Here is a 22,635-nt window from a genome sequence, read left to right on the forward strand (position 1 = left end):
GCGATGCCGCTACTTGCCGCGGCGAGTGGCGGCAGGTAAGGTGTGTCCATCAGCGAACTCTGACTCATGGAGGCACAGATGGACAACGTTCCCGATTGGCGGGACGGCACACTCGGCACCCGCGTACGGGTGGCTCTGTGGCTGGCGAGCGAAGTCGGCGAGGGCGGCACGTTCCGCAAGCAGCAACTGCGTGATGCCATGCCGGGCGTCGAGCAGATCGACCGCCGCATGCGCGACCTGCGGCCCGCCGGGTGGGAGATCCTCACCTATCGTGACCGGCTCGGCCTGGAGCCTGACGAACTGCTTCTCAACAGGATCGGGCTGCCGGTGTGGCAGCCCGAGCACCGGGCGGCCGGCCTCAGGGTGATCCCCGCTCGGGTCCGTCAGCAGGTTCTCGAGCGGGACTCGCACAGGTGCGTGCGGTGTGGGGTCCTTGCTGGGGAGCCCTACGCCGACGACCCAGCAACCACGGCCCGCCTCACGCTCGGCCACGTCAGCCCGCACAAGCACGGCTCGTCGGCGACGGCCTCGGACCTCGTGACCGAATGCGCGCGGTGCAACGAGACCGTCAAGCACTTCACGAGCGCACGGCTGTCGAAGGAGCAGGTATGGGACCGTGTGGTTGACCTGAACAACCGCGACAAGGTCAGAGTGCTGTCGTGGCTCGCAAAGGGGCGTCGCGACGCAACGCCGGCCGAGATCGCGGCGTCACTGGTGTTCCAGTTGCCCGCGGTCGAACGTGACGAGATCCGTGACCGGCTCGCGGACGCCGTCGGCTGACGGCGCCGGCGCGAGCGGATCCTGGGCGTCGACGCCGAGGGTCCGCTCGCGAAGCAGCTCCAGCGCAGCCGCGACACCGACCCAGAGATGGCGCTGCGCAGGCTCATGCACGCGCGGGGCCGCCGACGCCAGACGCCGCACGCGGAGGAAGGATCTGCGCGTCGGCGACGAGTGCCGGCATGCGGCGGAGGCCTCGTGCCCCTCGATGACGACGCCGACGGCCGCGCCCGGGTCGTTGGCTGGTGCCATCCAGTTCGTCATTGCGCGGACCTGGTCTACCGGCATCTCCACTAGGTTCACCGGCATGGCTCAGGCAAGGTGCTTCAGTTCGAGCGTCACCCCATCCACCGCCACAACCGGTCGTGCACGGCCCCCGCCCGCGTCCGGCGTGCGAGGGCTGCTAGGACGTCTCGGTCGGCCCGCGGCCAGAGCGCCTGGACCGCGTCCCCGGCGGCGGGCCGGGCGAGGTCCAGCAGTGTCTGCTCCGGTGTGGTGACCAGGACGGCACCCAGGTCGAGGAGCACCCGCTCGGCGTCCAGGGCAGCGAGCGGGCGCCGCACGAACCGCACCTGGGCGTCCCTGTCGGCCAGCCGTCCGGGTCGGCGGGCGCCGGTCACCGCGACCCAAGCCGTCGCGAGCGCCCGGGGGAGCGCGCCGTGCGCGCGGGCGGCTCAGCCCCGTGAGCACCGGCTCTGCCGTCTCGGTCGGCGTGCGGGCGACCGCGATCGCCGCCGCTTCGAGCGAGGGCCGCCAGGTTGCCGGATCGGCGTCGAGCGGCACGGCGCAGTAGCAGCCGTACGCGAGACGGTGCAACCGGCCGCGGCGCTCCAAGTCCTGCGCTGCAGCCCGGGGGTTGGTGCAGAACGGCGCGAGATCCGCGGGGCGCACGGTGTGCGACGGGGCGCACGCGATCGCCCGCAGCACGTCCATCGCGCCCAAATTCCGCCCGTCGAGAGTAGTGTCTGGGGCTACTCCTCGCACACTTCACGCGCGCGATGCGGCCGTTCGGGACCGACCATCTCGTCAACGCCGCGCGCCGCTTCGCCGGTTTGGTAGCGGTCTCGGACTGCGGGGGCACGGGGGCTGGCTCTACGCTGGCGCCGTGGCCGCCACCCGCCTCCGCCATGTCGCTGTGCTCGTGCTCGAGGGTGCCAAGCCGTTGGACGTCGGCATCCCGGCGCAGGTGTTCACCAACCGGCCGAGCATGCCGTACGAGGTCCGGGTCTGCGGTCCCGCGCCCGGGCTGGTGCGCGGCGGCGACGGCCTGTCGTACCACGTCGCGGATGGGCTCGAGGCGCTGGCGTGGGCCGACGTGGTGTTCATCCCGGGCTACCGGCACCCGGACCGGGAGGACCCGCCGCCCACGGTCGTGGCGGCGATGCTGGGCGCGCACGCGCGGGGTGCCGACCTCGCCGCGATCTCGACCGGCGCGTTCGCCCTGGCCGCGACGGGGTTGCTCGACGGGCGGCGGGCGACGACGCACTGGCACTACACCCGCGCCTTCGCGGCCCGGTACCCGCGCGTCACGGTCGACGAGAACGTGCTGTTCGTCGACGAGGGCCAGGTGCTCACGTCCGCGGGCGCCGCGTCCGGGATCGACCTGTGCCTGCACCTCATCCGCCGCGAGCTCGGCGTGGCGCCGTCGAACCACGCCGCACGCCGGCTCGTCGCCGCGCCGTACCGCTCGGGCGGCCAGGCGCAGTACGTGCCGAGCAGCGTCCCGGAGCCGCTCGGCGAGCGGTTCGCGGCGACCCGGGAGTGGGCGCTGCGCCGGCTCGGCGACCCGCTGACCCTCGACGCCCTCGCCCGCCACGCCGCGGTGTCGCCGCGCACGTTCTCCCGGCGATTCGTCGAGGACTCCGGGTACACCCCGATGGAGTGGGTGCTGCGGGCGCGGGTCGACGTGGCCCGAGAGCTGCTGGAGCGCTCCCAGCGGTCGGTCGAGCAGGTGGCGGTCGACGTCGGCCTGGGGACGGGAGCGAACCTGCGCCGGCACTTCCAGCGGGTGCTGGGCACGACGCCAAGCGAGTACCGGCGGACGTTCGCGCGGGGCGAGTAGCCCCGCGGATCACCACCGGGCCGGGCTGGCGGGATCCGTGCGGACCGTGGCGCGCGCGCCGCTGTCAGCGCCGGGGCCAGCCGCCCAGGCTGGTGCCGTCACGAACGGACACCACCGGGAGGCTCCCCATGACTCGCGTCGCTATCAACGGCTTCGGACGCATCGGCCGCTCCGTCCTGCGCGCGCTCCTCGAGCGCGGCAGCGACCTCGAGGTCGTCGCCGTCAACGACCTCACCGAGCCCGCGGCCCTCGCCCGCCTGCTCGCCTTCGACTCCACCGCGGGCCGGCTCGGGCGCCCCGTGTCGGTCGACGGCGACCACCTGATCGTCGACGGCCGGCGGATCGCCGTCCTCGCCGAGCGCGAGCCTGCCTGGCTGCCCTGGGCTGAGCTGGGCGTCGACGTCGTCCTGGAGTCGACCGGCCGGTTCGCCGGCGCCGCCGCCGCCCGCGGGCACCTCGAGGCCGGGGCACGCGCCGTCCTGGTCGGGGCGCCGTCCGACGGCGCGGACGTCACGATCGCCTACGGCGTCAACACCGAGGCCTACGACCCCGCCGCGCACACGATCGTCTCGAACGCCTCGTGCACCACGAACGCACTCGCCCCGCTGGCCCTGGTGCTGGACGAGCTCGCCGGCATCGAGCACGCGTTCATGACGACCGTGCACGCCTACACCCAGGAGCAGAACCTGCAGGACGGCCCGCACCGCGACCCCCGCCGCGCCCGGGCGGCCGCGGTCAACATCGTGCCGACCACCACGGGTGCCGCGAAGGCGATCGGCCTGGTGCTCCCGGGGCTCGACGGGCGGCTGTCGGGCGACTCGATTCGGGTGCCGGTGCCGGTGGGTTCGCTGGTCGAGCTCAACGCAACCGTCGCCTGGCACGTCACCCGCGAGGACGTACTGGCCGCGTACCGCGCCGCAGCACAGGGCCCGCTGGCCGGGATCCTGGAGTACTCGCAGGACTTCCTCGTCTCCTCCGACATCGCCGGCAACCCGGCGTCCTCGATCTTCGACTCCCACGTCACCCGCGTCGACGGGCGCCACGTGAAGGTCGTCGCCTGGTACGACAACGAGTGGGGATTCTCCAACCGCGTTGTCGACACGCTCGAGCTGATCGGGCGGTCGCAGGCCTGAGGCTGGACCCCCGCGCGACGAAGGGCCGGACGGCCGCACCGCGCACAGCACGAGGGCCCCCACCCGGCGACCGGTGGGCCGGTAGTCACGGGTGAGGTCGACGGTCAGCTCGCGCAGGTTGATCCGTCGGCTTGAGCGAGCAGGCCTGCGTGCGAGCTAGTGCCTCGTCCAGGGGAGGTGCGTCCGCCTCCGTGCCTGTTCGGCGGTGAGGGCGCGCTGGGCACATCGCGCGGCCAGCTCCGTCTCGACCTCTTGGCGGAGTGCCGCGAACTTCGCGGCTTGCTCGGTGGTGAGGGTGCGCTTCGGCAGTCGCACAGGCCGGAAGACGAGCGACATCGGGGTCTTCTCCTTGTCGGCGGTCGACAGTGTGGCGGCGTTGTCGCGTCAGAGCGAGTCGAGGTCGGCCAGGGCTTCGTCGCTGAGCGGTGCGCGCGCATGGAGGTGGCGTGTGTCCGCCGCGGGAGCGTCGTTGTGGAGCTCGGTGAGCGTCTGGCGTGCGGCCTGGCGGCGTTCGCTGAAGTCGAGCAGGTCCACGACCTTGATGCGGCGGTGCGTGCCGACCCTGTGGAAGGCGAGCGCGCCGGCATCCATGAACGACAGGAGGTGCGGACGGCTGATGCCGATGATCGAGGCAGCCTGGTTCGGGGTGAGCTCCTGATCGAGCTGGAGCAGGACGGCCTCTGCGCCGCGGCCGAGCGTCGAGTGGAGGTGGCACAGCAGAGCCAGGACAGGTGAGTCGGGGGAGAGCTGCTGGGCTGCCGTCTCCAAGATCACCGCGACGTCACGCTGAGCTGCTGCGCTGGGCTCCAGTGTGGTCAATGTGGTCACCGTGAGGAACCTCCTGTCTGTAGCAACTGTAGGTGCTGGTGCGGCTGCATGGGATCCCAGCCTCTTTCTCGAGACGACCACCGTTTCGCACCAGGTCTCCGAAGAAGAGGGTCCGGCTCCCCGCCGCCTGGCGCAACGTGTCTGCCAGGGGCAACGCCCACCCACCGGCTGCCGCGACCCGCAGCCTGCGCGGCCCGGCCAAGGCCCGCCGGCGCCCGCAACCCCCAGCAGCGCATCAAGGAACAGAACTTCGGACGCTGACCCACCGCACGACACAGCGCCACCGGCCCACCGGACCGGTGACGCTGTGCTCGTGCGGTGGCCTGCCCTCGCGGCCGGCGGTGTCGGCGGGCCGCTGCCGAGGGCATCGCGACCTGCGGCAGTGGGGCGTGGTCTTTGACATGCTCACCTGTGGGCGCGGCGACGGGGCCGACCGTCACCCAGTCCAACACCACAACGGACGCCTGGGCGTAAGGGTGAGAGCAATAGCCGGATCCGACGAGCCACAATCGACGGCGCGATCATCGGCGGAGTCACCAGTGGGCTCGGACCGCTCTCGCGCATCATCCCGAGGAGATCGACATGAAGTCTGGCGTGACTCCCGGCCGTGTGCTCCTGGTCGTGCTCGTGATCGCAGCGGTGGTCCTTGGCGGCTCCACCCTGGCGAGCGGGACCTTCTCGACAACGATCGGTGTGGTCTGCGTGCTGGCGGTCATCGCGGGCGTCGTCGCCTGGCTGGCGGAGAAGCGCCGGCGCTGAGCAGTAGCTGGCCGCGCACCGATGCCGCGCGCGGCCAGCTACTGCTCGCGGAGGGCGGGTCCTGGCAAGCCAGGCGTTCGTCCAGGTCATGTTCGAAGCCCTGCAGAGCAGTTTGTGTACCTGCCCGCAGTCCGAGGCGAGGCTTGCGCGGCAGGAGCGATGAGCGCCGGCGCCGCGTTCGAGTCGCGAAGTCGCGGGGACCTGATCGCGCTGCTCCGGGCTGCGGGCGCACGAGCGGTTGGCTGTCGGAGTTTCCGGGTTGGAGGACCCGATGAACGCGCAACTGCTGTTCCCGAACGTGCTCAGGCGGCTCCTGGAGTCATTCCTCGGGTTCAAGAAGCCCGGAAGTACCGGGGACTTTGTGCGCTCGATGAGGACGGCGCTCGCCGAGCTCGACTCGACAACCGGTCGGGACAACTCAGGAATCCGCGTGCACGTGACGAGATTCGCGCACCAGTACTCGCACTCCGAGCCCCCGGACGTCATGCGGTTCGTTCCTCCGGACGAGCTCGGGACGACGACCGCGCAGGCATTCGCGTTCATGGATCTGCTCGACCACGATCACTACGCAGGCTTGTGCGCGTTCACTGGGGGCGTCCGGCGCTTGCCCCGGTCCCGACTTCGGCTCATACCAGTGGCTGAACGTCCGGATCAGCCCGGCATTCTCTCAGCAGCGGAGGACCTGCGACGCATCTCCGTTGCCAGACGATCTTCACTGTCCGTCGTCGCCGCACCCTTGTCGGTCGCGGAGTGACCGTGACGGTGCATGAGCTCGACAGGCTGGGCCGGTCGACGTCACCGCGCGCGCCTCGCGTAGCGTTGGAGGGGGTCGCCGAGCTCGCGGCCTGGGACGTGGAGGTGAACCGAGTCCTCGTCGTCGAGAACCTGCAGTCGGTCCTGCCGTTGCCCGATGCGCACGGCACCATCGCCGCGCACGGGGCCGGGTTCGCCGTCGACCTCGTCGGCCGCCTCCCCTGGGTGCAGGGTGCCTCGGTGGACTACTGGGGCGACCTGGACAGCCACGGCTTCGCGATCCTCGACCGGATGCGCGCGCACGTTCCGCATGCACGCAGCCTCCTCATGGACACCACCACCCTGCTCGCGCACCGAGAGCTCTGGACAGCCGACCCGAATCCCTCGACCGCTGCACTGGGCAGGCTCACGGGGGCCGAGCTCATGACCAGGGCGGAGCTGACCGCTTGAGGGGACGTGCGGCTCGAGCAGGAGCGTCTGAGCTGGACAGCGTGCCTGGCAGCGCTCGGCCTCAAGTGATCTACAGGCGCTGACGTTTGATCCCGCCTGGGCACAACGGTGATCGGTGTCCCGACCGCCTGCTTCGATGTCTCCGTGACCACGACGAAGGGTGGGCAGATGCCCATACACAATCCGCTGACCAGCAGCAACACGCGTGGGCAACCACCGTGCTCGCACAGCAGGAGGATCCCCCCGCTACACAGAAGACGAAGGCCCTCAGGGATGTCCCTGGGGGCCTTCGTCGTTCCCACCGTCCGGCCGCGCGTCTTCCCCCGACCGGGTGACGCTGGCACCTAAGTCCCGGGACGGGCGCCGGCCGTAGGTCTAGCGTCCGCCTCGACCTGTCGACGAGGCCGAGGAGCCAGCCGTGACGGATATCAGGACAGCGGCGAGCGAGTTCCTCGCCGCCCGGCGCATCGCCGTCACCGGCGTCTCGCGCACCCCCGGCAGCCACGGTGGCAACGTCGTCTACCGGCGCCTGCGTGAGACGGGCTACGAGGTGTTCGCGGTGAACCCGAACGCCGAGACGGTCGAGGGCGACCCCGCGTACGCCGACCTCGCGGCGATCCCCGGCGGCGTGCAGGCCGTCGTGATCGCGACCCGGCCCGAGCACGCTGCGGCGACGGTCCGGGAGGCCGCCGACCTCGGCATCACGAGGGTCTGGATGCACCGCTCCGTCGACGGCGGCAGCGTCGACGCGGCCGCCGTCGCTGAGGGGCGCGAGCGCGGGCTGACCGTGATCGACGGCGGCTGCCCGCTGATGTTCGGCGCCCCGTCGGACCGGACGCACCGGGTGATGTGCCGGCTCATGACCCTGACCGGGCGGTTGCCCCGGCGCGTCTGAGCCCCACGGGTATAGGTGGATCAGGGGGTCCGCGGGTCCGGGCATCGGGGCGATCGTCCCGGCCGGCTCGGTGGCGTGCCTCCCCGCGGGTCGAGGTCTGCTGCTGCGGCGTAGGTCGAGCGCCATGGTGCGCCACGCGGCCTCGCCGCAGTTGCAGTTCTCGGGGCCTCTCGACCCTGGACCCAGCACCGCTGGCGCGTGCACGGTCCGAGCGGGCGTGCAGGTGCCCGGCCGCCAGTGGAGACGGCCGGGCAACGGGGCGGTTGAGCCGGAGGTCAGCGAGCGACGCCGGGAACGCCGGCACCAACCGGGGCGGCCGCGAACGTGGTGTTCTCCCACTTCCAGGCCTCGATGCGCGGGCCGACCCACAGCAGGTAGATCCCCAGGGTGATCACCGACAGCAGGAACCACTTGATCCACAGGCCGAACAGGCCCGTCGCAGTGCCGGTGAAGACCAGCTGCTGGCCGTCGATGAAGGCGTGCTTGGCCCGCCAGCGCTGCATGAGCACGACCTGGAAGGGGTAGAAGATCCCCAGGGTCACCGTGGTGACCAGCAGACCGAGCAGGGCGGTGCCGATGTACGTGCCGGCACCACCATCGAACGTGAAGCGCTTGTAGGGCGAGACCACCAGGTGTCCTTTCTCGCGGACGCACAGCTGGTGCTGTGCTCGCTAGAAGGGTGCCGTATCGAGCCGTCAGGGCATGTGAGGCGCCGACCCGCGCCCAGCGATGTCACACGCACGGCCGAGAGGGACTCAGCACCCGCACAGAGCCGCCACAGCCGCCGCCTCGTGCCGGTTCCTACCGTCCTGGCGCATGAGGACACCATCACCGACCACGGCCCGGCACCGCCGCGTGCTCCGCCTGACCTCTCTGGCCCTGCTCGGCGGCCTCGCCCTGACCGGCTGCTCCGCCGCGAGCAGCGCGACGACCGACGGGGACACCACCGCGAGCATCTCGGACGCCGCCGCCGAGGCCACGACCTCCGACTCCGGCAGCACCGCCGAGACCATCTCCGCCACCACCGAGGCCGCCGAGGCGTTCCTGGCCACACTGTCGGAGGACCAGCGCGAGACCGTGCTGTACGCCTACGACGACGAGACCAAGACCACCTCGTGGTCGAACTTCCCGGTGTCGTTCGTCGAGCGCGCCGGGCTGAACCTGACCGACCTGACCTCCGAGCAGCAGGCCGCCGCGATGGCGGTGCTGGAGGCGTTGCTCAGCGACGAGGGCTATCAGACCGTCACCGGGATCATCGGCGGCGACGAGTTCCTGGCGGAGAACAGCAGCGCCACCGAGGAGACGCTCGGGCAGTACTACATCGCGTTCTTCGGCGATCCGTCGGACACCGGCGCGTGGGAGGTCCAGTTCGGCGGCCACCACCTGGGGATCAACGCCACGCTGGACGGCACCGCGGACGACATCACCTTCGCGCCGACCCACCTCGGCTCGCAGCCCGCGGTGTACACGGACGAGGACGGCAACGAGGTGCAGCCGCTGGCCGGGATGTACGAGACCGCGTTCGCGTTCTACGACTCGCTGACCGACGAGCAGCAGGAGCAGCTTTACAAGGGTGAGGAGGTCGGCAACCTGGTCTGCGCGCCGGGCGACACCTGCGACTACCCGACCGGCACCGGCATCTCCGGGGCCGACCTGACCGACGAGCAGCAGGATCTGCTGCTGGACGTGATCGCGAACTGGGTCGGGCTGTCCGACCAGGAGACCACCGCCACCGCGCTGGCCGAGATCGAGGCGACCCTGGACGAGACGTACGTGAGCTGGTCCGGCGCCACGGTGTACGACATGACGCAGGGCGACGGCATCTCCTTCCAGATCTCCGGCCCGGATGTCTACATCGAGTTCTCGAACCAGCAGGGCTCGGCCGGTGCCGACGTGGACGGCTACCTGACCTCCGGGTGGGGCCACATCCACACGATCTACCGCGACCCGTCCGAGGACTACGCCGGCAGCGTCACCCAGCAGGCGGCGTCCGGTGCCGGGGGTGGCATGCCGGGCACCGACGGCTGACGGACTGCTCCTGGCGGTCGCGGGCCGCAGGTCACGGTCAGGCGGTGGCCGCCGCCCCGGCCCGCGACCGCCGGGCGACCAGCCGGTTCAGCCGCTCGGACATCACCAGTCCCAAGGCGACCAGCACGGCCAGGAACAGCGGGAAGATCCAGGTCCCGGCCCAGGAGGACAGCACGCCGAACAGCGGCGGGGCGAGGGTGGAGCCGGTGTAGGCGGCGGCCATCTGGATCCCGATGATCGCCTGCGAGTTGTGCCGGCCGAAGTTCACCGGGGTGGAGTGGATGATCGCCGGGTAGATCGGGGCGCAGCCCAGGCCGGCCACGACCAGCCCGGCGAGTGCGAGCACGTCGGTCGGCGCCGGGACGGCGATCAGGACCACCCCGAGCGCCACGGTCGCGAAGCCGCCGCGGATCAGCAGCCGGTCGCCCACCCGGTCGGCGAAGAAGCCGGCCAGCATCCGTCCGGCGGTGATGCCGAGCAGGAACAGCGAGGCGAAGGCGGCGGCGGTGGCGACGTCCACCCCGCGGTCGTCGACCAGATAGGTGGAGGCCCACAGGATGCCGGTGCTCTCCAGCGCGCAGTAGGCGAAAAACGCGGTGAGCACCAGCGTCACGCCGGGGATCCGGACCGCCTGGGTGAGTGGCATCCCGCCCGGGTGGGGCTCCTGGTCGCCGGCCGGGTGCGCCGGTCGCAGGCCGTCGACCTTGCGCCACAGCGGCAGGCTGAGGATCAGCACGGCCATCAGCGCGACCTGCAGGACGCCGACGATCGTGTAGGCGCGGGTCCAGCCGAGCCCGGACGTGAGGGCGTAGCTCATGATGAACGGGCTGATCGCGGCGCCCACGCCCCAGAAGCTGTGCAGCCAGTTCATGTGCCGGGCGGCGTAGTGCAGGGCGACGTAGTTGTTCAGCGCCGCGTCGACCGCGCCCGCCCCGAGGCCGTACGGGATCGCCCACAGGCAGAGCAGCCAGAACGAGCCGGAGAACGAGAACCCGACCAGCGCGGCGGCGGTCAGTCCGACGCTCACGGCCGTCACGACCCCGGCGCCGAACCGGCGGGTCAGCCGGTCGGAGGCGAGGCTGGACACGATGGTGCCGAGCGCGATGATCGTGGTGAGGAAGCCCGCGAACGCCAGCGGGACGCCCAGGTCCTGGTGCATCACCGGCCACCCGGCCCCGACCAGGGAGTCCGGCAGGCCGAGGCTGATGAAGGCGACGTAGATGATCGTCAGGAGCAGCGCGTACACGACCTGGGGTTCTGCCTTCCGCAGCGTGGGCACCCGTTGCCGGGCCGGACGCCGGGGATCCGGGTTCCACCCCGATGGTATCGAGGCGATGGGCAGCCCAGTGCCGCGATGGCCGCCGCGTTGGGCCTGAGTGTGTGGACCACCGGCCGGTGACTGCGCTGGTCAGCGGATCGCCGACGCGGGAGGATGCCTCATGGCCCAGGTCACCCACCGCGGTGGATCCGCATTCCTGCACGACGAGGTGCTGGCCGCGGCGCTGCGCCGGCTGCGTACGCACCGGGATGTGGTGCTGATCGGCGACACCGGCTCCGGGCGCAGCACGGTGCTGGCGCAGCTGGCGGAGCGGCTCCGGGCGGCCGGGTCCGCCGTGGTCGAACTCGCGGGATTGGTGTCGGCGCGCGGTCTGCCGCTGGGCGTGTTCGGGGTGCACCCGGTGCTCCGGCCCCGGGCCGGTGCCCGGTACGGGCTCCCGGAAGCCGTGGCGGCGCTGGGCACGGCGCTCGGGACCGGACCCGCGGCGGTGCTGCTGGACGACCCCCACCTGCTGGACGACGTCTCGGCCGCCGCCGTCGCCGCGGTGCTGCGCCGGCGACCCGCCCGGGTGTCCGTCGTGCTCGGCGCGCCCCAGGGCGTCGACCTGCCGGAACTGGCACCGGATCTGGCCCGGGGCGCCGCCGTGGTCCGGATCGAGCCGATGACCATCAGCGCGACGGCGGCGCTGCTCGCGGAGGAGCTGGACGGACCGGCCGATGGCGGTCTGGTCGCCACCGTGCTCGGCCGCTGCGGCGGCAACCCGAGGGTGGCCCTGGACCTGGTCGACGCGGCACGGGAGGCCGGGGCGGTCGGCCGGGTGCGTGGGCGGTGGGCCCAGACCGGCGTGCTGGACCTGGTCCGGGTCGACGCGGTGGTGCACGACCTGCTCGCCGACCTGCCGGGCGACCAGCGGGAGGCGCTGGACCTGCTGGCCTGGCTGGGACTGGTCGACCTGGACACCGCCCGCCGGCTGGCCGGGACCCGGACGCTGTCGGCCCTGGACGCGGCGGGACGGATCGCGGTGCAGCCCAGCGGCCAGGACCATCTGGTCGCGGTCAGTCCGCCGGCCCTCGGCCAGGCACTGCGGCTGCGGATGACCCCCACCGCCCGGGCGGCGGTGCGGGAGCGGGCGGACCAGGTGCTCGGGTCCGACCGGATCGGGCCGGCGACCTCGGGGCTGCCGGAGAGCGCGCACCTGTCGGCGCAGCCGCCGTTCCAGGCCGCCCAGGATCAGACCGCGATCCTCACCGAGTCGGTGCGCACCCAGGCGGCCCGGCACCTGCGGGTCTGGGAGGACCGCCGCGACGTGGCCGCTGCCCTCCCTGTCCTGCGGCTGCGGCTGCTGGACGGGCTGGCGTCGATCGGAGTGGACGAGATCTTCGCCGGGACCGCCGCGACCTCGGCGGACGACCCGGACGATCTGGGGATCTACCTGCTGCTCCGGGCGCAGTGGGCCGGGTGCCGCGGCCGGTCGGTGCGCGAGGCGTTCACGGTGGATCCCGGGCCGTCCGGGGCACTGGCGATGCCGGAGACGCCCGAGCCGTTCCTGGATCTGCTGGACGCGCTCTACCAGGCGCGGATCTGGCCGGCGGACCAGCTGGCGGCGCTCGACGACCGGGACGTGCCGCCGTCGCTGCGTGACCTGGTGCTGATCTGGCGCGGCCGGCTGGCGATCGAGGAGGGCTCGCCGGACCGGGCGCTGGACCTGCTCGGCGGTTGGCGGCCGTCCTCCGGGCATCGGCCGTTCGCGCACCAGCTGGACGCGCTGCGCGGGGACGCCCTGCTGCTGGCGGGTCAGGTGGAGGACGCGGTCGCCTGGGCGCGGGACCGGTTGAGCGCCGCCTCCGCCGAGCTCAGCATGTTCGGCGTCCGGCTGGCCGCGCGCGGGCTGGCCTCGGCGCTGTTCGTCGCGGGGGAGCACGACGAGGCGCTGCGCGTGCTCGGGGTGCTGCTCGGCGCCGGCCGCTGCGGACCGGTGCAGTCCCCGTACGACGAGCGGATCCTGGCGCTGGCGGCGGTGGGGCACGCGCTGCGGGACGAGCACGACCTGGCGGACGTGCTGCTGGACGAGCTGGCCCGCACCCCGCGCCCGTACCAGCCGGTGCTGGACGTCCTCGACCCCTGGGCCCGCGGGGAGGTGGCCTACGTCCGCACCGGCACGGCCGGCTCCGCCGACGGCGAGGCGATGTGGGCGGCCGGCGAGCGGCTGTACCAGGCCGGTCGCCGCACCTCGGCGCTGCTGTGCTGGGCCCTTGCCCCGCTGGTGCTGGACGACGAGCGGCTCCGCCGGCTGGAGGATCTGGCGGGCGCCACCGCGGTCGCCGCGCTCACACCGGTGCTCCGGCTGAACCGGGCGATCGCGCGGGGGAGCGCCGACCAGGTGCTGGCGGCGGTCGCCGCGCTGCGGGTGCCCGGCCCGCTGATCCAGGTGGCGATCGACACCGCCGCCCGCCGGGGTGGGACGGCCGACGGGATCGCCGATGCCGGCGGCCCGCTGGCGGTCGATGCGGTGCGCCGGGGCCGGGAACGCCGGGCACCGCTGACCGGCCGCGAGCAGGAGGTGGTGGCGCTCGCCCGCGACGGACTCACCAACCGGCAGATCGCCAGCCGGCTCTACCTGTCCGTGCGCACGGTGGAGAGCCACCTCTACCGGGCGATGCAGAAGCTGGGCGTCACCGACCGGGCACGGCTCGCCGACCTGCCCGGCGACTGACGCCGCGGCCCCGCCAGGCGCGCCACCAGAGCACGGCGGCCCAGGCGAACAGGGCCCCGGCGGCCAGCCGGACGCCGGCCGTGCGCTGCTCGGCGGTCAGGGCGTCGTTGAGCGCGCCGAGCCAGGGCACCGCGTACACCAGTCGCCCCCGGATCTGGTGTCCGGCGACCGGGTCGTCCACGGCGTCGTTCGCATCGCCCCGGGTGGTGAATACCCGGCTGCCGTCCTGCCGGTGCCCGATGGCGACCACCCGGTGCGTGACGGCGGTCGGGTCGTCCGGGTAGGGCAGGACGGTCACCACGTCACCCACCCGCACGTCCTCCGGTTCCACCGGGAGCACCACCGCCAGCGACCCCACCGGCAGGGCGGGCGCCATCGACCCGGAGCGCACGGTCAGCGGCACGCCACCGGCGACCCGCGGGATCACGACCACCAGCGCGGCGAGGGCGAGCACCAGGGCCAGGACACCGGCGCCGGTCCCGGCGAGCAGGCCGCGCGCGACGGCGTGCGCGCGGGTGACGGGCGGCGGCGCGGTGCGCGGGGTCATGCGGGGCTCCCGGTGCCGTCGGTGTTATCCGTGTCGTCGGTGCTCTCCGTGTCGTCGGTGCCGGTGGTGTCCTCGGTGCCGGTGGTGTCCTCGTTGCCCACCGTGCCCTCGGCGCCCACCGTGTCCGGGCCGGCGCGGAACTTCACCGGCAGGCGCTCCTCCGTCAGTCCGGAGCCGGTGGCGAAGTCGTCCCATGCCAGCACCCGGCCGACGTCCCACCCGGACAGGTCGTGGTCGAAGGCCACGGCGCCGTGGAACATCCCGGTCATGTCGGTGACCGCGGAGGTGTCCCAGCCGCCGATGTCGGTGGCGAAGGTCGCGGCGCCGTGGAACATCCCGGCCATGTCGGTGACCGCCGAGGTGTCCCAGTCCCGGACCACGTCCCAGGCGATGGTGCCGGCGCCGTCGAACATGTGCGCCATGGTGCGCACCCGCTCCGGCTGCCACCCGGGGGCGATCACGGCCCAGAACGGGTCGTCCGTGCTCGCCCCGGCGAAGGCGTACGAGGTGTCGGTCAGCCGGGTGGGCAGCGTGTCGACGCTGATCAGGTTCACGGCGTTCCGGAACGCATGGGCGGCGGAGGTCGAGCCGACGTCGTCCGTCCAGCCCTTGACCTCCCGCAGCGCCCCGATCTGCTCCACGGTCTGCTCCGGCGAGCCGAAGCCACGGAAGGTGCCGATGATCGCGACCTGCGCCACCTCCAGCGGGCGCACCGTGTTCAGGCCGTCCACCGCGGGCTGGAAGCCGGCCCCCCAGACGTAGAGCGTGGTGTCCGGACCCGGGTCGTCGAGGTGGAAGCCCACCGTCCCGTCGGCGTCCCGGCGCAGGTCGAAGGTCAGCGTGACCACACCGCCGGAGGCCGCCGGCTCCTCGGGGAACCCCGGTTCCTCGGGCACGGCCGGCCCGGTCACGAGTGTGCCGGCGTCGAGGGTGGCCGCGTCCGCCCAACCCCGCCCGTTGGTGAGCGTGATCGTCAGGGCGGTCAGGTCGACCACATGCCCACCGGCGGGCAGGTCGGCGGAGGTGGTGACCTCGATCGTGACGGCGGTCTGCCGCCTGCCGTCCGGGCCGGAGTCCACCCCGCGCACCGGATCGGCGGCCACGGCGAGCGACACGTGCGGGACCAGGACGTCCGGCACGACCGCGCCGTCCACGCCGAACTCCGCCACCAGGTTGTCGCCCACCACGGTCACCGGGAACTCCGGCACGGCATGGGCGAGCGTGACCCCCGCGGGCAGGGCGTCGCCGGTGCTGAACGGTGCGCCGTCGAGCGTCCAGGTCCCCGGGTCGAGGGTCTCCCGGTCGATGGCGAGCGCACCGGTCGCGGTGGCGGCCGTCCCGACCGGCGAGGAGACGCTCCACAGCGCCGCCGCGCCCGGCGGGAACCCGGTCGAGATCACCAGGGCGACCGCGACCGCCCACCACGCCGGACGCCGGTGCCGGATCAGTTCAGCACCTGCCGCAGGTCCACGCTGATCGCACTCAGGTCGATCGGTTCCGACATCGAGGCCGCGGCGTCCGCGTCGAAGGCCAGCGTGATGGTGGCGGTGAGCTCGTGCCGGGTGCCGGTGTTGCTGCCCTCCAGGCGCGTCACCGGCTCGCCCTCGCCGTCGGTCAGGGTCACCTCGGCGGTGACGTCCGCCGGCAGCGCGCCCTCGGCGTAGTGCAGCCCGGTGTCCACCAGCAGGTTCTCCCCGGTGGCGGTCACGGAGACGCCGGTGGTGCCGACCAGCGTGTCGCCGGGCACCATCCGGAACGCGGTGATGTCCTCGATGGGGTTGCCCGCTCCGTCGGTGGCGTCCCGCCACCTGGTCTGCGGGTCGAACTCGGCGGTGAGCGCACCGGTGCCGGTGCTGCCCGAACCGATTGCGCCCTGCTGGTTCCACAGGGCGAAGGTGCCTGCTCCGGCGAGCAGCACCGCGATGCCGGCGGTGGCGGCGACGGTCCCCTTGAGCGCGGAGTGGCGGCTCGTGGTGCGGGGGGTCGTCATGGGGTGAGTCCTCCTTCGTCGTTCCCGCCGCGCGATCCCGGATCGTGTCGCGCGCGCGTCCGGGCACGAGGGTGCGCCGCCGGGACGGCCCGGTGGGCGAGGAGGAGGGTCTGCGTCAGTACCACGACGGCCTGACCTGCGCTGATGTGCGCGGGGCCGGCCGAATGCCGTAGTCCCGCCGGATGGCTCAGGATGCCGGGATCCGCAGACGAAGGCCCGCCCGCACGGGGGAGGGGTGCGGGCGGGCCGGGGGGTGTGGATCGCAGTCCACACCGGTGGGCGGGTCGGGTCGGAGGTGACGCTCCGTCCGGCCCGGCCCGGTCAGTGGGTGCGGGCGCGCCGCCGGGCGATCAGGACGGTCGCGGTGCCGGCGCCGAGCAGGACGACCGCGAGGCCGGCCCACAGGGCGATCGGGCCGGCGCCGGTGGTGGCCAGGTTCCCGGTGCTCGCAGTGCTCGCGGTGCCGGTGCCCTTGTCGTTGTCGTTGTCCTGAGTGGTGTTCCCGGCCGGGGTGGTGGTGATGTCCACGCCCAGGTCGGGGCTGGTGGAGGCGGACCAGATGACCTCGCCGGGGATGAACTCGACCCGCAGGGTGTGGGTGCCGGCCACCGCGCCCGGGTAGGTCAGCTCGGCGGTGCCGTCCGCAGCGACCGGCACCGGGTCGCCCACGGCCTGGTCGTCGACGAACAGCTGCGCCGTTCCCTGCGGGACACCGGCGGCCGGGTCGGCGGCCGCGACGGTGGCCTGCACCGGCACGTCCTGCCCGGGGCGCGCCGTGTCCGTGGCGGTCGCGGCGGTGGTGGTGCCGGACAGCCACTGGGCGTAGACGGTGCGGTCGCCGGTCAGCGGGGTGTCGGCGTCGAAGGACACCGAGGACCGGGTGGCGGGCAGTCCGTCCACGGTGTCGGCCCAGCCGATGTGGTCGAAGCCGGTGCGGGTCGGTGAGTCGGGCAGGCTGCGGGCACCGGCGTTGAAGCTGGTGGCGAAGGTCCGGACCTCCGCGGTGCCCTGGCCGCCGTTGGCGTGGAAGGTGGTCAGGTAGTTGTTCGGGGCGAAGGACAGGTCCGCCCAGTCCAGGTTCTCGGTGGGCAGGACCACCGCGCCCTCGTTGACCACGTTGCCGTCGCCGCGGATCTCACCGTCGCCGGTCACCGTGACGCCCTCCGGGATGCGCAGCTCGGCGCCGTCGGGGATCACCAGGGTGGCGGGGGAGTTGATCTCCAGCGAGCCGAAGTCGGTGCCGTCGCTGCCGGACCCGACCGCGGAGGTCTGGTACGGCCTGGTGGTGTTGATCGCGGTGGTGGTGCCGCCGTCCAGGACAACGTCGGCGCCGCCGCCGTCCTCGGTCCAGGTGCCGTCGCCCGAGCCGCCGCCGATCCCGGCTCCGGCCAGGCCGGAGGTGGCGGTCACGGTCGCGTCGCCCGTCACGTGCAGCGAGCCGCCGTCGACCCCTTGGTCCCCGGCGCCGATCCCGGCGCCGAGCCGCTCGGAGGTGGCGACGACCACCGCGTTGCCGCCGATCGTCACGTCGCCGCCGTTGCCGCCCTCGAACCGGGCGCCCGCGTCGCGCTGGGCCGCGTGGCCGCCGCCGATCCCGGCACCGAGCGCCAGGCTCCCGCCGGTCGCGCCCGCCTTGCTGACGGCCGTCACGTTCGCGTCGCCGTCGATCCGGACGGTGCCGCCGTTGCCGCCGCTCACGCCGCCGCCGATCCCGGCGCCCTGGTAGCTGGTCGCCTCGACCACGGCGTGGTCGGTGATGGTGATGTCACCGCCGTCCTGGGCGGTCCGGCCGCCGATCCCGGCGCCGAACTGCGAGTGGGCGGTCACTCGGGCGTTGTCCTCGACGACCAGGGTGCCCACCGGGGGCTGCCCCGGGCGCAGGCCAGTCCCGCCGACCGCGATCGCGGTCTCCCAGGCCCGCGCGTCCACGACGGCGTCGCCGCCGATCGTCACGGTGCCGGTTCCGGAGGTCACGCCGATCCCGGCGGTCACGATCGTCCGGCTGCCCTGGATGTTGTCCGGGTCACCGGCGTCGACGGTGACGTGCGCGCGGCCCTCGATCGTCAGGGTGGCGTTCTCCAACGCGATCGCCGCGTCGGTGGCGGGGTAGGCCGGGTCGACGCTGTCCCAGCTCGCGGCGAAGGTGCCGGGGGTGCCGGTGGAGGAGTCGGTGATGGTCAGCGCGGAACCCGCGGCGAGGGTGACCTCCGAGGTGGTGAGGTCGAAGCCGTTCAGGTCCAGGGTCAGGGACTGGCCGGCGGCCAGGGTCAGCTTCGGCGAGGCGCCCTGCGCCAGGTCGGCGTCGAGGGTGACCTCACCACCGACGGCCGACGGGTCGGCGAAGGCGTCGGCAAGGTCCGCGAACGAACCAGCGGGGTCGGCGGAGGCGGAGCCGGCTCCGGCGACCAGGCACACGGCGGCCAGGGCGGCAGCGGGCAGGAAGACACGAGGGGACATGCTCAGAATGATCGGGAGTTCAGCCGCCACACAGGCGGGCGCCCGGGAGGTAGGTAGGTAGGCGCCCGGCGTCGCCGCTGCTGACGGCGCCGGATCCGCCGGGCCGTGGACCGCTGGGGGTGGCACGGGCCGGTGTTCCACGCGGCGGGGCCCGCGCGAATAAGTGAGCCCACGGCGACGAGGGCCCGCACCGCCAGGCGGTGCGGGCCCTCGTGCGGGGGCCGCGGCCGTCAGCGCCGACGGGCGAGGACCCGGCGGGTGGCGACCAGCACCAGGCCGGCCACCACCGCGATCCCGGCGGTGAGCAGCAGCCCCGGGGTGGCGGAGTCACCGGTGGTGGCGATCCGGTCCGGGGTGGATGCGGAGGCCACCGGGGTGGCGGGCTGGGTGGCCGCGGGGGTGCTGCCGGGGTCGGCCGGGGCGACCGGGGCCGGTGCGGTCGGTTCCGGGTCGGTGGGCACGACCGGGGTCTGGCCGGACGAGGCCACGTGCACCGTCGTGCCGGCGGTGCCGACCTCGGGGACCTGGGTGCCGTCCACCCGCTCGGTGGCGGTCAGCGGGTTGTCCCCCAGGATCAGCCCGGTGACCAGCACCGGGCCCCAGGTGCCGTCCGGGTTGACGGTGGCGCTGCCGACCGTCGCGCCGGCGGCATCGGTGACGGTGACCTCGGACTCCGGGTCCGCGGTGCCGCTGACCTGGACGCTCCGCGCGGTGGCGTCCGGGGTGCCGGCGGCGATGGTGACCGGGTCGGCGACCCGGAAGGTGCCCTGGTCGGTGGTGGGTGCCGGGTCGCCGGTGACGGTCTGGGTGGCGGTCAGCGCGACCTGCTCACCCCAGTCGAAGGCGATCTGCGGGGAGAACGCCCAGGTGCCGTCGGTGGCGACCTCGGCCTGGCCGACCGTGGCGCCGTCGGCGTCGCGGGTCACGACCACCTGCGCCCCGGGGTGGCCGGTGCCGCGGATCTCCGGCTGGCGGGTGAGCACCAGGCCGGTCGGGTCGGTCAGGTCGATCTGGGCGATGAGCTGCGGCGCCTCCACCCCGAAGAACCCCTCCTGGGCCCAGTCGACGATCCCGCCCTGGCTGGCATCACCCAGGTAGTTGCCCTGGTAGGGGCCGTCGGCGGCCATGAAGCCGATCCGGTTGCTGCCCACCTCGGCGACGGTGGTGATGTTCTGGCAGGCGTTGGTGGCGGCCGGTCGCCAGTAGACGACCACGGCTGCGCTGCTGCCCTGTTCGGCGGCGACGCAGTACACCTCGCCGGTGGAGATGGTGTACTCCACCGGCCCGGTGGTCCCGACGGCCGGGACGGTGAACTCGCGGATGGTCGCGGTCGCACTGTTGACGCGCACATATCCCAGGGTGTCCGTGGTGCCCCAGTTCGCGATCGTGGTGGTGATCCGGTCGGTGGGGGCTGCCTGGGCCGGCGCGGCTCCGACCACGGTGAGCGCGGCCAGCAGGGTGGCGGCCGTGCAGAGAGAGGAAAGGCGTCTCATGGTGCCCTACTGCTTCGGGGGTGCCCCTGGGTCTGCGGCTGTGGGGTGCGTAGGGAAGCTAGGCGACCCGGGTGGCGGCCGACGTGGGCCCCGAGTGGCGTCTGGGTACCGAACCCGGCGGCGTGGGTGGGCCGGTGTCCGATTCTGGTGATGGCCCTCAGATGCGACGAGGCCCGGCGGCACCTGCCGCCGGGCCTCGTCGTCTGGGTGGTCAGTCGGTGATCGCCAGCGCGTCGATCTCGACCAGCATCTCCTCGCGCGGGAGCCCGACCATCACGGTGGTCCGGCTGGGCAGCACGCCACCCGGGCAGTGCCGGGAGACGAACTCGCCGTAGGCGTCGTTCATCGCGGCGAAGTCGTCCCGGCTGGTCAGGTAGACCCGCAGCATCACCACGTCGTCGAAGGTGGCGCCGGCGGCCTCGATGATCGCCCGGACGTTCTCCAGGGTGCGGGTGGTCTGGGCGGCGACGTCGCCCGGGAACAGGTACTCGCCGGTGGCCGGGTCCACCGGGCCCTGGCCGGAGACCTGGACGAACGGGCCCTTGCGCACGCCCTGGTGAAAGGTGTGCGCGGGCGCCGGGGCGTGCGGGGTGGTCACGGCGGTCTTGGCGGTCATGCTGCCTCTCAGGGTCGATGGTGGCGGTGCGGTGCGACGCTCTCACGCCGGAGGCGGGCTCCACCATCGGGGGCGGCCGGGGCAGGTGCAGCGCAGGACGCCGCCGGACCGGGGTTCGACGCGGCAGGTGGTCGCGCGGTGGACTGGGGCCATGTTGCTGCGCGGCGGGCTGGTGGTGGACGGGACCGGCGCCCCGCCGGTCACCGCGGACGTGCTGATCGAGGGCGACCGGATCGCCGCGGTCGGCGGGCGGCTGGACGTCACCGGCCACCGGGTGATCGACGCGGACGGCCTGGTGGTCGCCCCGGGGTTCATCGACATGCACGCGCACTCGGACCTGGCGGTGCTGACCGACGGGGCGCATCTGGCCAAGACGATGCAGGGCGTGACCACCGAGGTGCTCGGCCAGGACGGGCTGTCCTACGCGCCGACCACCGATGCCGGCATGGCCGCGGTCCGGGAGCAGATCGCCGGCTGGAACGGGGTGCCCGACGTCGGCTACCGGTGGCGCTCCGTCGCGGAGTACCTGGCCGAGATCGACCGCCGGGGCAGCGCCACCAACGTCGCCTATCTGCTGCCGCAGGGCACGATCCGGATGTCCGTGGTCGGCACCGAGGACCGGCCCGCCACCCCCGCCGAGCTGGCCGAGATGCGCGCGCAGGTGGACCGCGGGATGCGCGAGGGCGCATTCGGGATGTCCTCGGGGCTGACCTACGTGCCCGGGATGTTCGCCGACACCGACGAGCTGGTCGCGCTGTGCCAGGTGGTGGCCCGGCACGGCGGGTGCTACGCCCCGCACCAGCGGTCCTACGGCGCCGGGGCGCTGGCGGCCTATGCGGAGATGATCGAGGTGGCGCGCCGGTCCTCGGTCGCCCTGCACCTGACCCACGCCACGATGAACTTCCCGGAGAACCGCGGCCGGGCCGGGGAACTGCTGGCCCTGGTCGATGCGGCCCTGGCGGACGGCCTGGACCTGACCCTGGACTCCTACCCGTACCTGCCCGGGGCGACCACCCTGTCCGCGCTGCTGCCCAGCTCCGCGGCCACCGGCGGCCCGGCGGCCACCCTGGACCGGCTGCGCGACCCGGCGGAGCGGGCCCGGATCACGCACCAGGTCGAGGTGGTCGGCAGCGACGGCTGTCACGGCGTCCCGGTCGACTGGGACACGATCGAGATCGCCGGGGTGCGCGATCCGGCGCTCGCGGACCGGGTGGGCCGGACGGTGGCCCGGATCGCCGCCGACGAGCACCGGCCGCCGGCCGAGGTCTTCCTGGACCTGCTGATCGCCGACCGGTTGGGCACCGGCATCCTGCAGCACGTCGGCGACGAGGCGAACGTCCGGGCGGTGATGCGCCACCCCCGGCACACCGGCGGCAGCGACGGGATCCTGGTCGGCGCCAAGCCCCACCCGCGGGCGGCGGGCACCTTCGCCCGGTACCTGGGCCGGTATGTCCGTGAGCGGGGCGTGCTCACCCTGGCGGAGGCGGTGCGGCACCTGTCCGGCACCCCGGCGGCGCGGCTCGGGCTGCACGACCGGGGCCGGGTGGCTCCCGGTCGCCGGGCGGACCTGGTGCTGTTCGACCCGCTCACCGTCACCGACCGGGCCACCTTCGACGACCCGCGTGCCACCGCCGAGGGCATCGCCTGGGTGTTCATCGACGGCCGGGCGGTGGTGGAGGCGGGGGAGCGGACCGGGCTGCGGGCCGGCCGGGCGCTGCGGCACGGCACCGGCCGCTCAGGACCGCCGGCCGCCACCACCCAGAGCTGACCGGGGCGGGACCCGGCGCCACCCAGGCCGACGGCCCCGCGGCACCCAGTCTGGGCCCGGAGGCACCGGGGCCGTGCGCGCGCGCGT

The 22,635-nt window shown here is 73.5% G+C and carries 20 protein-coding genes and 1 pseudogene; 10 read left to right on the forward strand and 11 right to left on the reverse strand.

Features of this window, described 5'->3' with window-relative positions:
• Window positions 1-78: 78 nt before the first annotated feature.
• The gene (locus HGA03_RS06995) at window positions 79-780 is read left to right on the forward strand and encodes an HNH endonuclease (protein WP_203767789.1); all 702 of its coding nucleotides are present in this window, start codon (window positions 79-81) and stop codon (window positions 778-780) included.
• On the opposite strand, the gene HGA03_RS07000 is transcribed toward HGA03_RS06995, so the two are convergent.
• Window positions 709-1,041: a hypothetical protein gene (locus HGA03_RS07000; protein ID WP_168629550.1), complete on the reverse strand. Its 333-nt coding sequence runs from the start codon at window positions 1,039-1,041 to the stop codon at window positions 709-711. The genes HGA03_RS06995 and HGA03_RS07000 overlap by 72 nt on opposite strands.
• A gap of 74 nt (window positions 1,042-1,115) precedes the next feature.
• Window positions 1,116-1,439: pseudogene (locus HGA03_RS07005) on the reverse strand (hypothetical protein); the annotation flags it as partial.
• A 443-nt stretch (window positions 1,440-1,882) separates the two neighbouring features.
• On the opposite strand from HGA03_RS07005, the gene HGA03_RS07010 reads away from it, so the two are divergent.
• Together HGA03_RS07010 and gap are read left to right on the forward strand one after the other, a co-directional pair.
• The gene (locus HGA03_RS07010) at window positions 1,883-2,839 is read left to right on the forward strand and encodes a GlxA family transcriptional regulator (RefSeq protein WP_168629551.1); all 957 of its coding nucleotides are present in this window, start codon (window positions 1,883-1,885) and stop codon (window positions 2,837-2,839) included.
• A gap of 128 nt (window positions 2,840-2,967) precedes the next feature.
• Complete coding sequence (gene gap / locus HGA03_RS07015; protein WP_168629552.1) at window positions 2,968-3,972, forward strand: type I glyceraldehyde-3-phosphate dehydrogenase; 1,005 nt, start codon at window positions 2,968-2,970, stop codon at window positions 3,970-3,972.
• Window positions 3,973-4,356: 384 nt separating this feature from the next.
• On the opposite strand, the gene HGA03_RS07020 is transcribed toward gap, so the two are convergent.
• The gene (locus tag HGA03_RS07020; RefSeq protein WP_168629553.1) at window positions 4,357-4,800 is read right to left on the reverse strand and encodes a helix-turn-helix domain-containing protein; all 444 of its coding nucleotides are present in this window, start codon (window positions 4,798-4,800) and stop codon (window positions 4,357-4,359) included.
• Between the two features lie 594 nt (window positions 4,801-5,394).
• Here HGA03_RS07020 and HGA03_RS07025 point away from each other — a divergent pair.
• From HGA03_RS07025 to HGA03_RS07040, 4 genes are all read left to right on the forward strand, one after another.
• On the forward strand, window positions 5,395-5,559 hold the full coding sequence (locus HGA03_RS07025) for a hypothetical protein (RefSeq protein ID WP_168629554.1): 165 nt from the start codon (window positions 5,395-5,397) through the stop codon (window positions 5,557-5,559).
• Window positions 5,560-5,830: 271 nt separating this feature from the next.
• Entirely contained in the window at window positions 5,831-6,313 is a 483-nt protein-coding gene (locus tag HGA03_RS07030; protein WP_168629555.1) for a hypothetical protein, read from the forward strand.
• A 2-nt stretch (window positions 6,314-6,315) separates the two neighbouring features.
• Window positions 6,316-6,762: a DUF2220 domain-containing protein gene (locus HGA03_RS07035; RefSeq protein ID WP_203767783.1), complete on the forward strand. Its 447-nt coding sequence runs from the start codon at window positions 6,316-6,318 to the stop codon at window positions 6,760-6,762.
• Window positions 6,763-7,180: 418 nt separating this feature from the next.
• Window positions 7,181-7,657, forward strand: a complete 477-nt coding sequence (locus tag HGA03_RS07040; protein ID WP_168629556.1) for a CoA-binding protein — start codon at window positions 7,181-7,183, stop codon at window positions 7,655-7,657.
• A gap of 275 nt (window positions 7,658-7,932) precedes the next feature.
• Here the strand turns inward: HGA03_RS07040 and HGA03_RS07045 are convergent, their stop codons facing one another.
• Window positions 7,933-8,286, reverse strand: coding sequence for a DUF898 family protein (locus HGA03_RS07045; protein WP_168629557.1), 354 nt, complete (start codon window positions 8,284-8,286; stop codon window positions 7,933-7,935).
• Between the two features lie 187 nt (window positions 8,287-8,473).
• Between HGA03_RS07045 and HGA03_RS07050 the strand changes: the two genes are divergently transcribed.
• Complete coding sequence (locus HGA03_RS07050) at window positions 8,474-9,685, forward strand: DUF3500 domain-containing protein (protein WP_168629558.1); 1,212 nt, start codon at window positions 8,474-8,476, stop codon at window positions 9,683-9,685.
• A gap of 37 nt (window positions 9,686-9,722) precedes the next feature.
• Here the strand turns inward: HGA03_RS07050 and HGA03_RS07055 are convergent, their stop codons facing one another.
• Window positions 9,723-10,931: an MFS transporter gene (locus HGA03_RS07055; protein ID WP_168629559.1), complete on the reverse strand. Its 1,209-nt coding sequence runs from the start codon at window positions 10,929-10,931 to the stop codon at window positions 9,723-9,725.
• 193 nt (window positions 10,932-11,124) lie between these two features.
• On the opposite strand from HGA03_RS07055, the gene HGA03_RS07060 reads away from it, so the two are divergent.
• Window positions 11,125-13,677, forward strand: a complete 2,553-nt coding sequence (locus HGA03_RS07060; RefSeq protein WP_168629560.1) for a helix-turn-helix transcriptional regulator — start codon at window positions 11,125-11,127, stop codon at window positions 13,675-13,677.
• Here HGA03_RS07060 and HGA03_RS07065 read toward each other — a convergent pair.
• From HGA03_RS07065 to HGA03_RS07090, 6 genes are all read right to left on the reverse strand, one after another.
• Entirely contained in the window at window positions 13,637-14,224 is a 588-nt protein-coding gene (locus HGA03_RS07065) for a signal peptidase I (RefSeq protein ID WP_168629561.1), read from the reverse strand. The two genes, HGA03_RS07060 and HGA03_RS07065, sit on opposite strands and share 41 nt — an antisense overlap.
• Complete coding sequence (locus HGA03_RS19555; RefSeq protein ID WP_203767512.1) at window positions 14,221-15,624, reverse strand: BspA family leucine-rich repeat surface protein; 1,404 nt, start codon at window positions 15,622-15,624, stop codon at window positions 14,221-14,223. The genes HGA03_RS07065 and HGA03_RS19555 overlap by 4 nt, the downstream gene beginning before the upstream one ends.
• A gap of 44 nt (window positions 15,625-15,668) precedes the next feature.
• Entirely contained in the window at window positions 15,669-16,214 is a 546-nt protein-coding gene (locus HGA03_RS07075) for an alternate-type signal peptide domain-containing protein (protein WP_168629562.1), read from the reverse strand.
• A gap of 321 nt (window positions 16,215-16,535) precedes the next feature.
• Window positions 16,536-18,671, reverse strand: a complete 2,136-nt coding sequence (locus HGA03_RS07080) for an InlB B-repeat-containing protein (protein ID WP_168629563.1) — start codon at window positions 18,669-18,671, stop codon at window positions 16,536-16,538.
• Between the two features lie 230 nt (window positions 18,672-18,901).
• Complete coding sequence (locus HGA03_RS07085) at window positions 18,902-20,164, reverse strand: Ig-like domain-containing protein (protein WP_168629564.1); 1,263 nt, start codon at window positions 20,162-20,164, stop codon at window positions 18,902-18,904.
• A gap of 211 nt (window positions 20,165-20,375) precedes the next feature.
• Complete coding sequence (locus HGA03_RS07090) at window positions 20,376-20,780, reverse strand: RidA family protein (protein ID WP_168629565.1); 405 nt, start codon at window positions 20,778-20,780, stop codon at window positions 20,376-20,378.
• A 151-nt stretch (window positions 20,781-20,931) separates the two neighbouring features.
• On the opposite strand from HGA03_RS07090, the gene HGA03_RS07095 reads away from it, so the two are divergent.
• Window positions 20,932-22,548, forward strand: a complete 1,617-nt coding sequence (locus HGA03_RS07095) for an N-acyl-D-amino-acid deacylase family protein (protein WP_168629566.1) — start codon at window positions 20,932-20,934, stop codon at window positions 22,546-22,548.
• Window positions 22,549-22,635 lie beyond the last annotated feature (87 nt).

The sequence above is a fragment of the Cellulomonas denverensis genome, assembly GCF_012396125.1.
Taxonomy (GTDB): Bacteria; Actinomycetota; Actinomycetes; order Actinomycetales; family Cellulomonadaceae; genus Cellulomonas; species Cellulomonas denverensis.

Bases quoted from the DNA above. Each gene is read 5' to 3' on its own strand.
- HGA03_RS06995 (WP_203767789.1), top strand. From the start codon at position 79: ATGGACAACGTTCCCGATTGGCGGGACGGCACACTCGGCACCCGCGTA.
- HGA03_RS07000 (WP_168629550.1), bottom strand. From the start codon at position 1,041: ATGACGAACTGGATGGCACCAGCCAACGACCCGGGCGCGGCCGTCGGC.
- gap (WP_168629552.1), top strand. From the start codon at position 2,968: ATGACTCGCGTCGCTATCAACGGCTTCGGACGCATCGGCCGCTCCGTC.
- HGA03_RS07030 (WP_168629555.1), top strand. From the start codon at position 5,831: ATGAACGCGCAACTGCTGTTCCCGAACGTGCTCAGGCGGCTCCTGGAG.
- HGA03_RS07050 (WP_168629558.1), top strand. From the start codon at position 8,474: ATGAGGACACCATCACCGACCACGGCCCGGCACCGCCGCGTGCTCCGC.
- HGA03_RS07060 (WP_168629560.1), top strand. From the start codon at position 11,125: ATGGCCCAGGTCACCCACCGCGGTGGATCCGCATTCCTGCACGACGAG.
- HGA03_RS07065 (WP_168629561.1), bottom strand. From the start codon at position 14,224: ATGACCCCGCGCACCGCGCCGCCGCCCGTCACCCGCGCGCACGCCGTC.
- HGA03_RS07075 (WP_168629562.1), bottom strand. From the start codon at position 16,214: ATGACGACCCCCCGCACCACGAGCCGCCACTCCGCGCTCAAGGGGACC.
- HGA03_RS07080 (WP_168629563.1), bottom strand. From the start codon at position 18,671: ATGTCCCCTCGTGTCTTCCTGCCCGCTGCCGCCCTGGCCGCCGTGTGC.
- HGA03_RS07085 (WP_168629564.1), bottom strand. From the start codon at position 20,164: ATGAGACGCCTTTCCTCTCTCTGCACGGCCGCCACCCTGCTGGCCGCG.
- HGA03_RS07090 (WP_168629565.1), bottom strand. From the start codon at position 20,780: ATGACCGCCAAGACCGCCGTGACCACCCCGCACGCCCCGGCGCCCGCG.
- HGA03_RS07095 (WP_168629566.1), top strand. From the start codon at position 20,932: ATGTTGCTGCGCGGCGGGCTGGTGGTGGACGGGACCGGCGCCCCGCCG.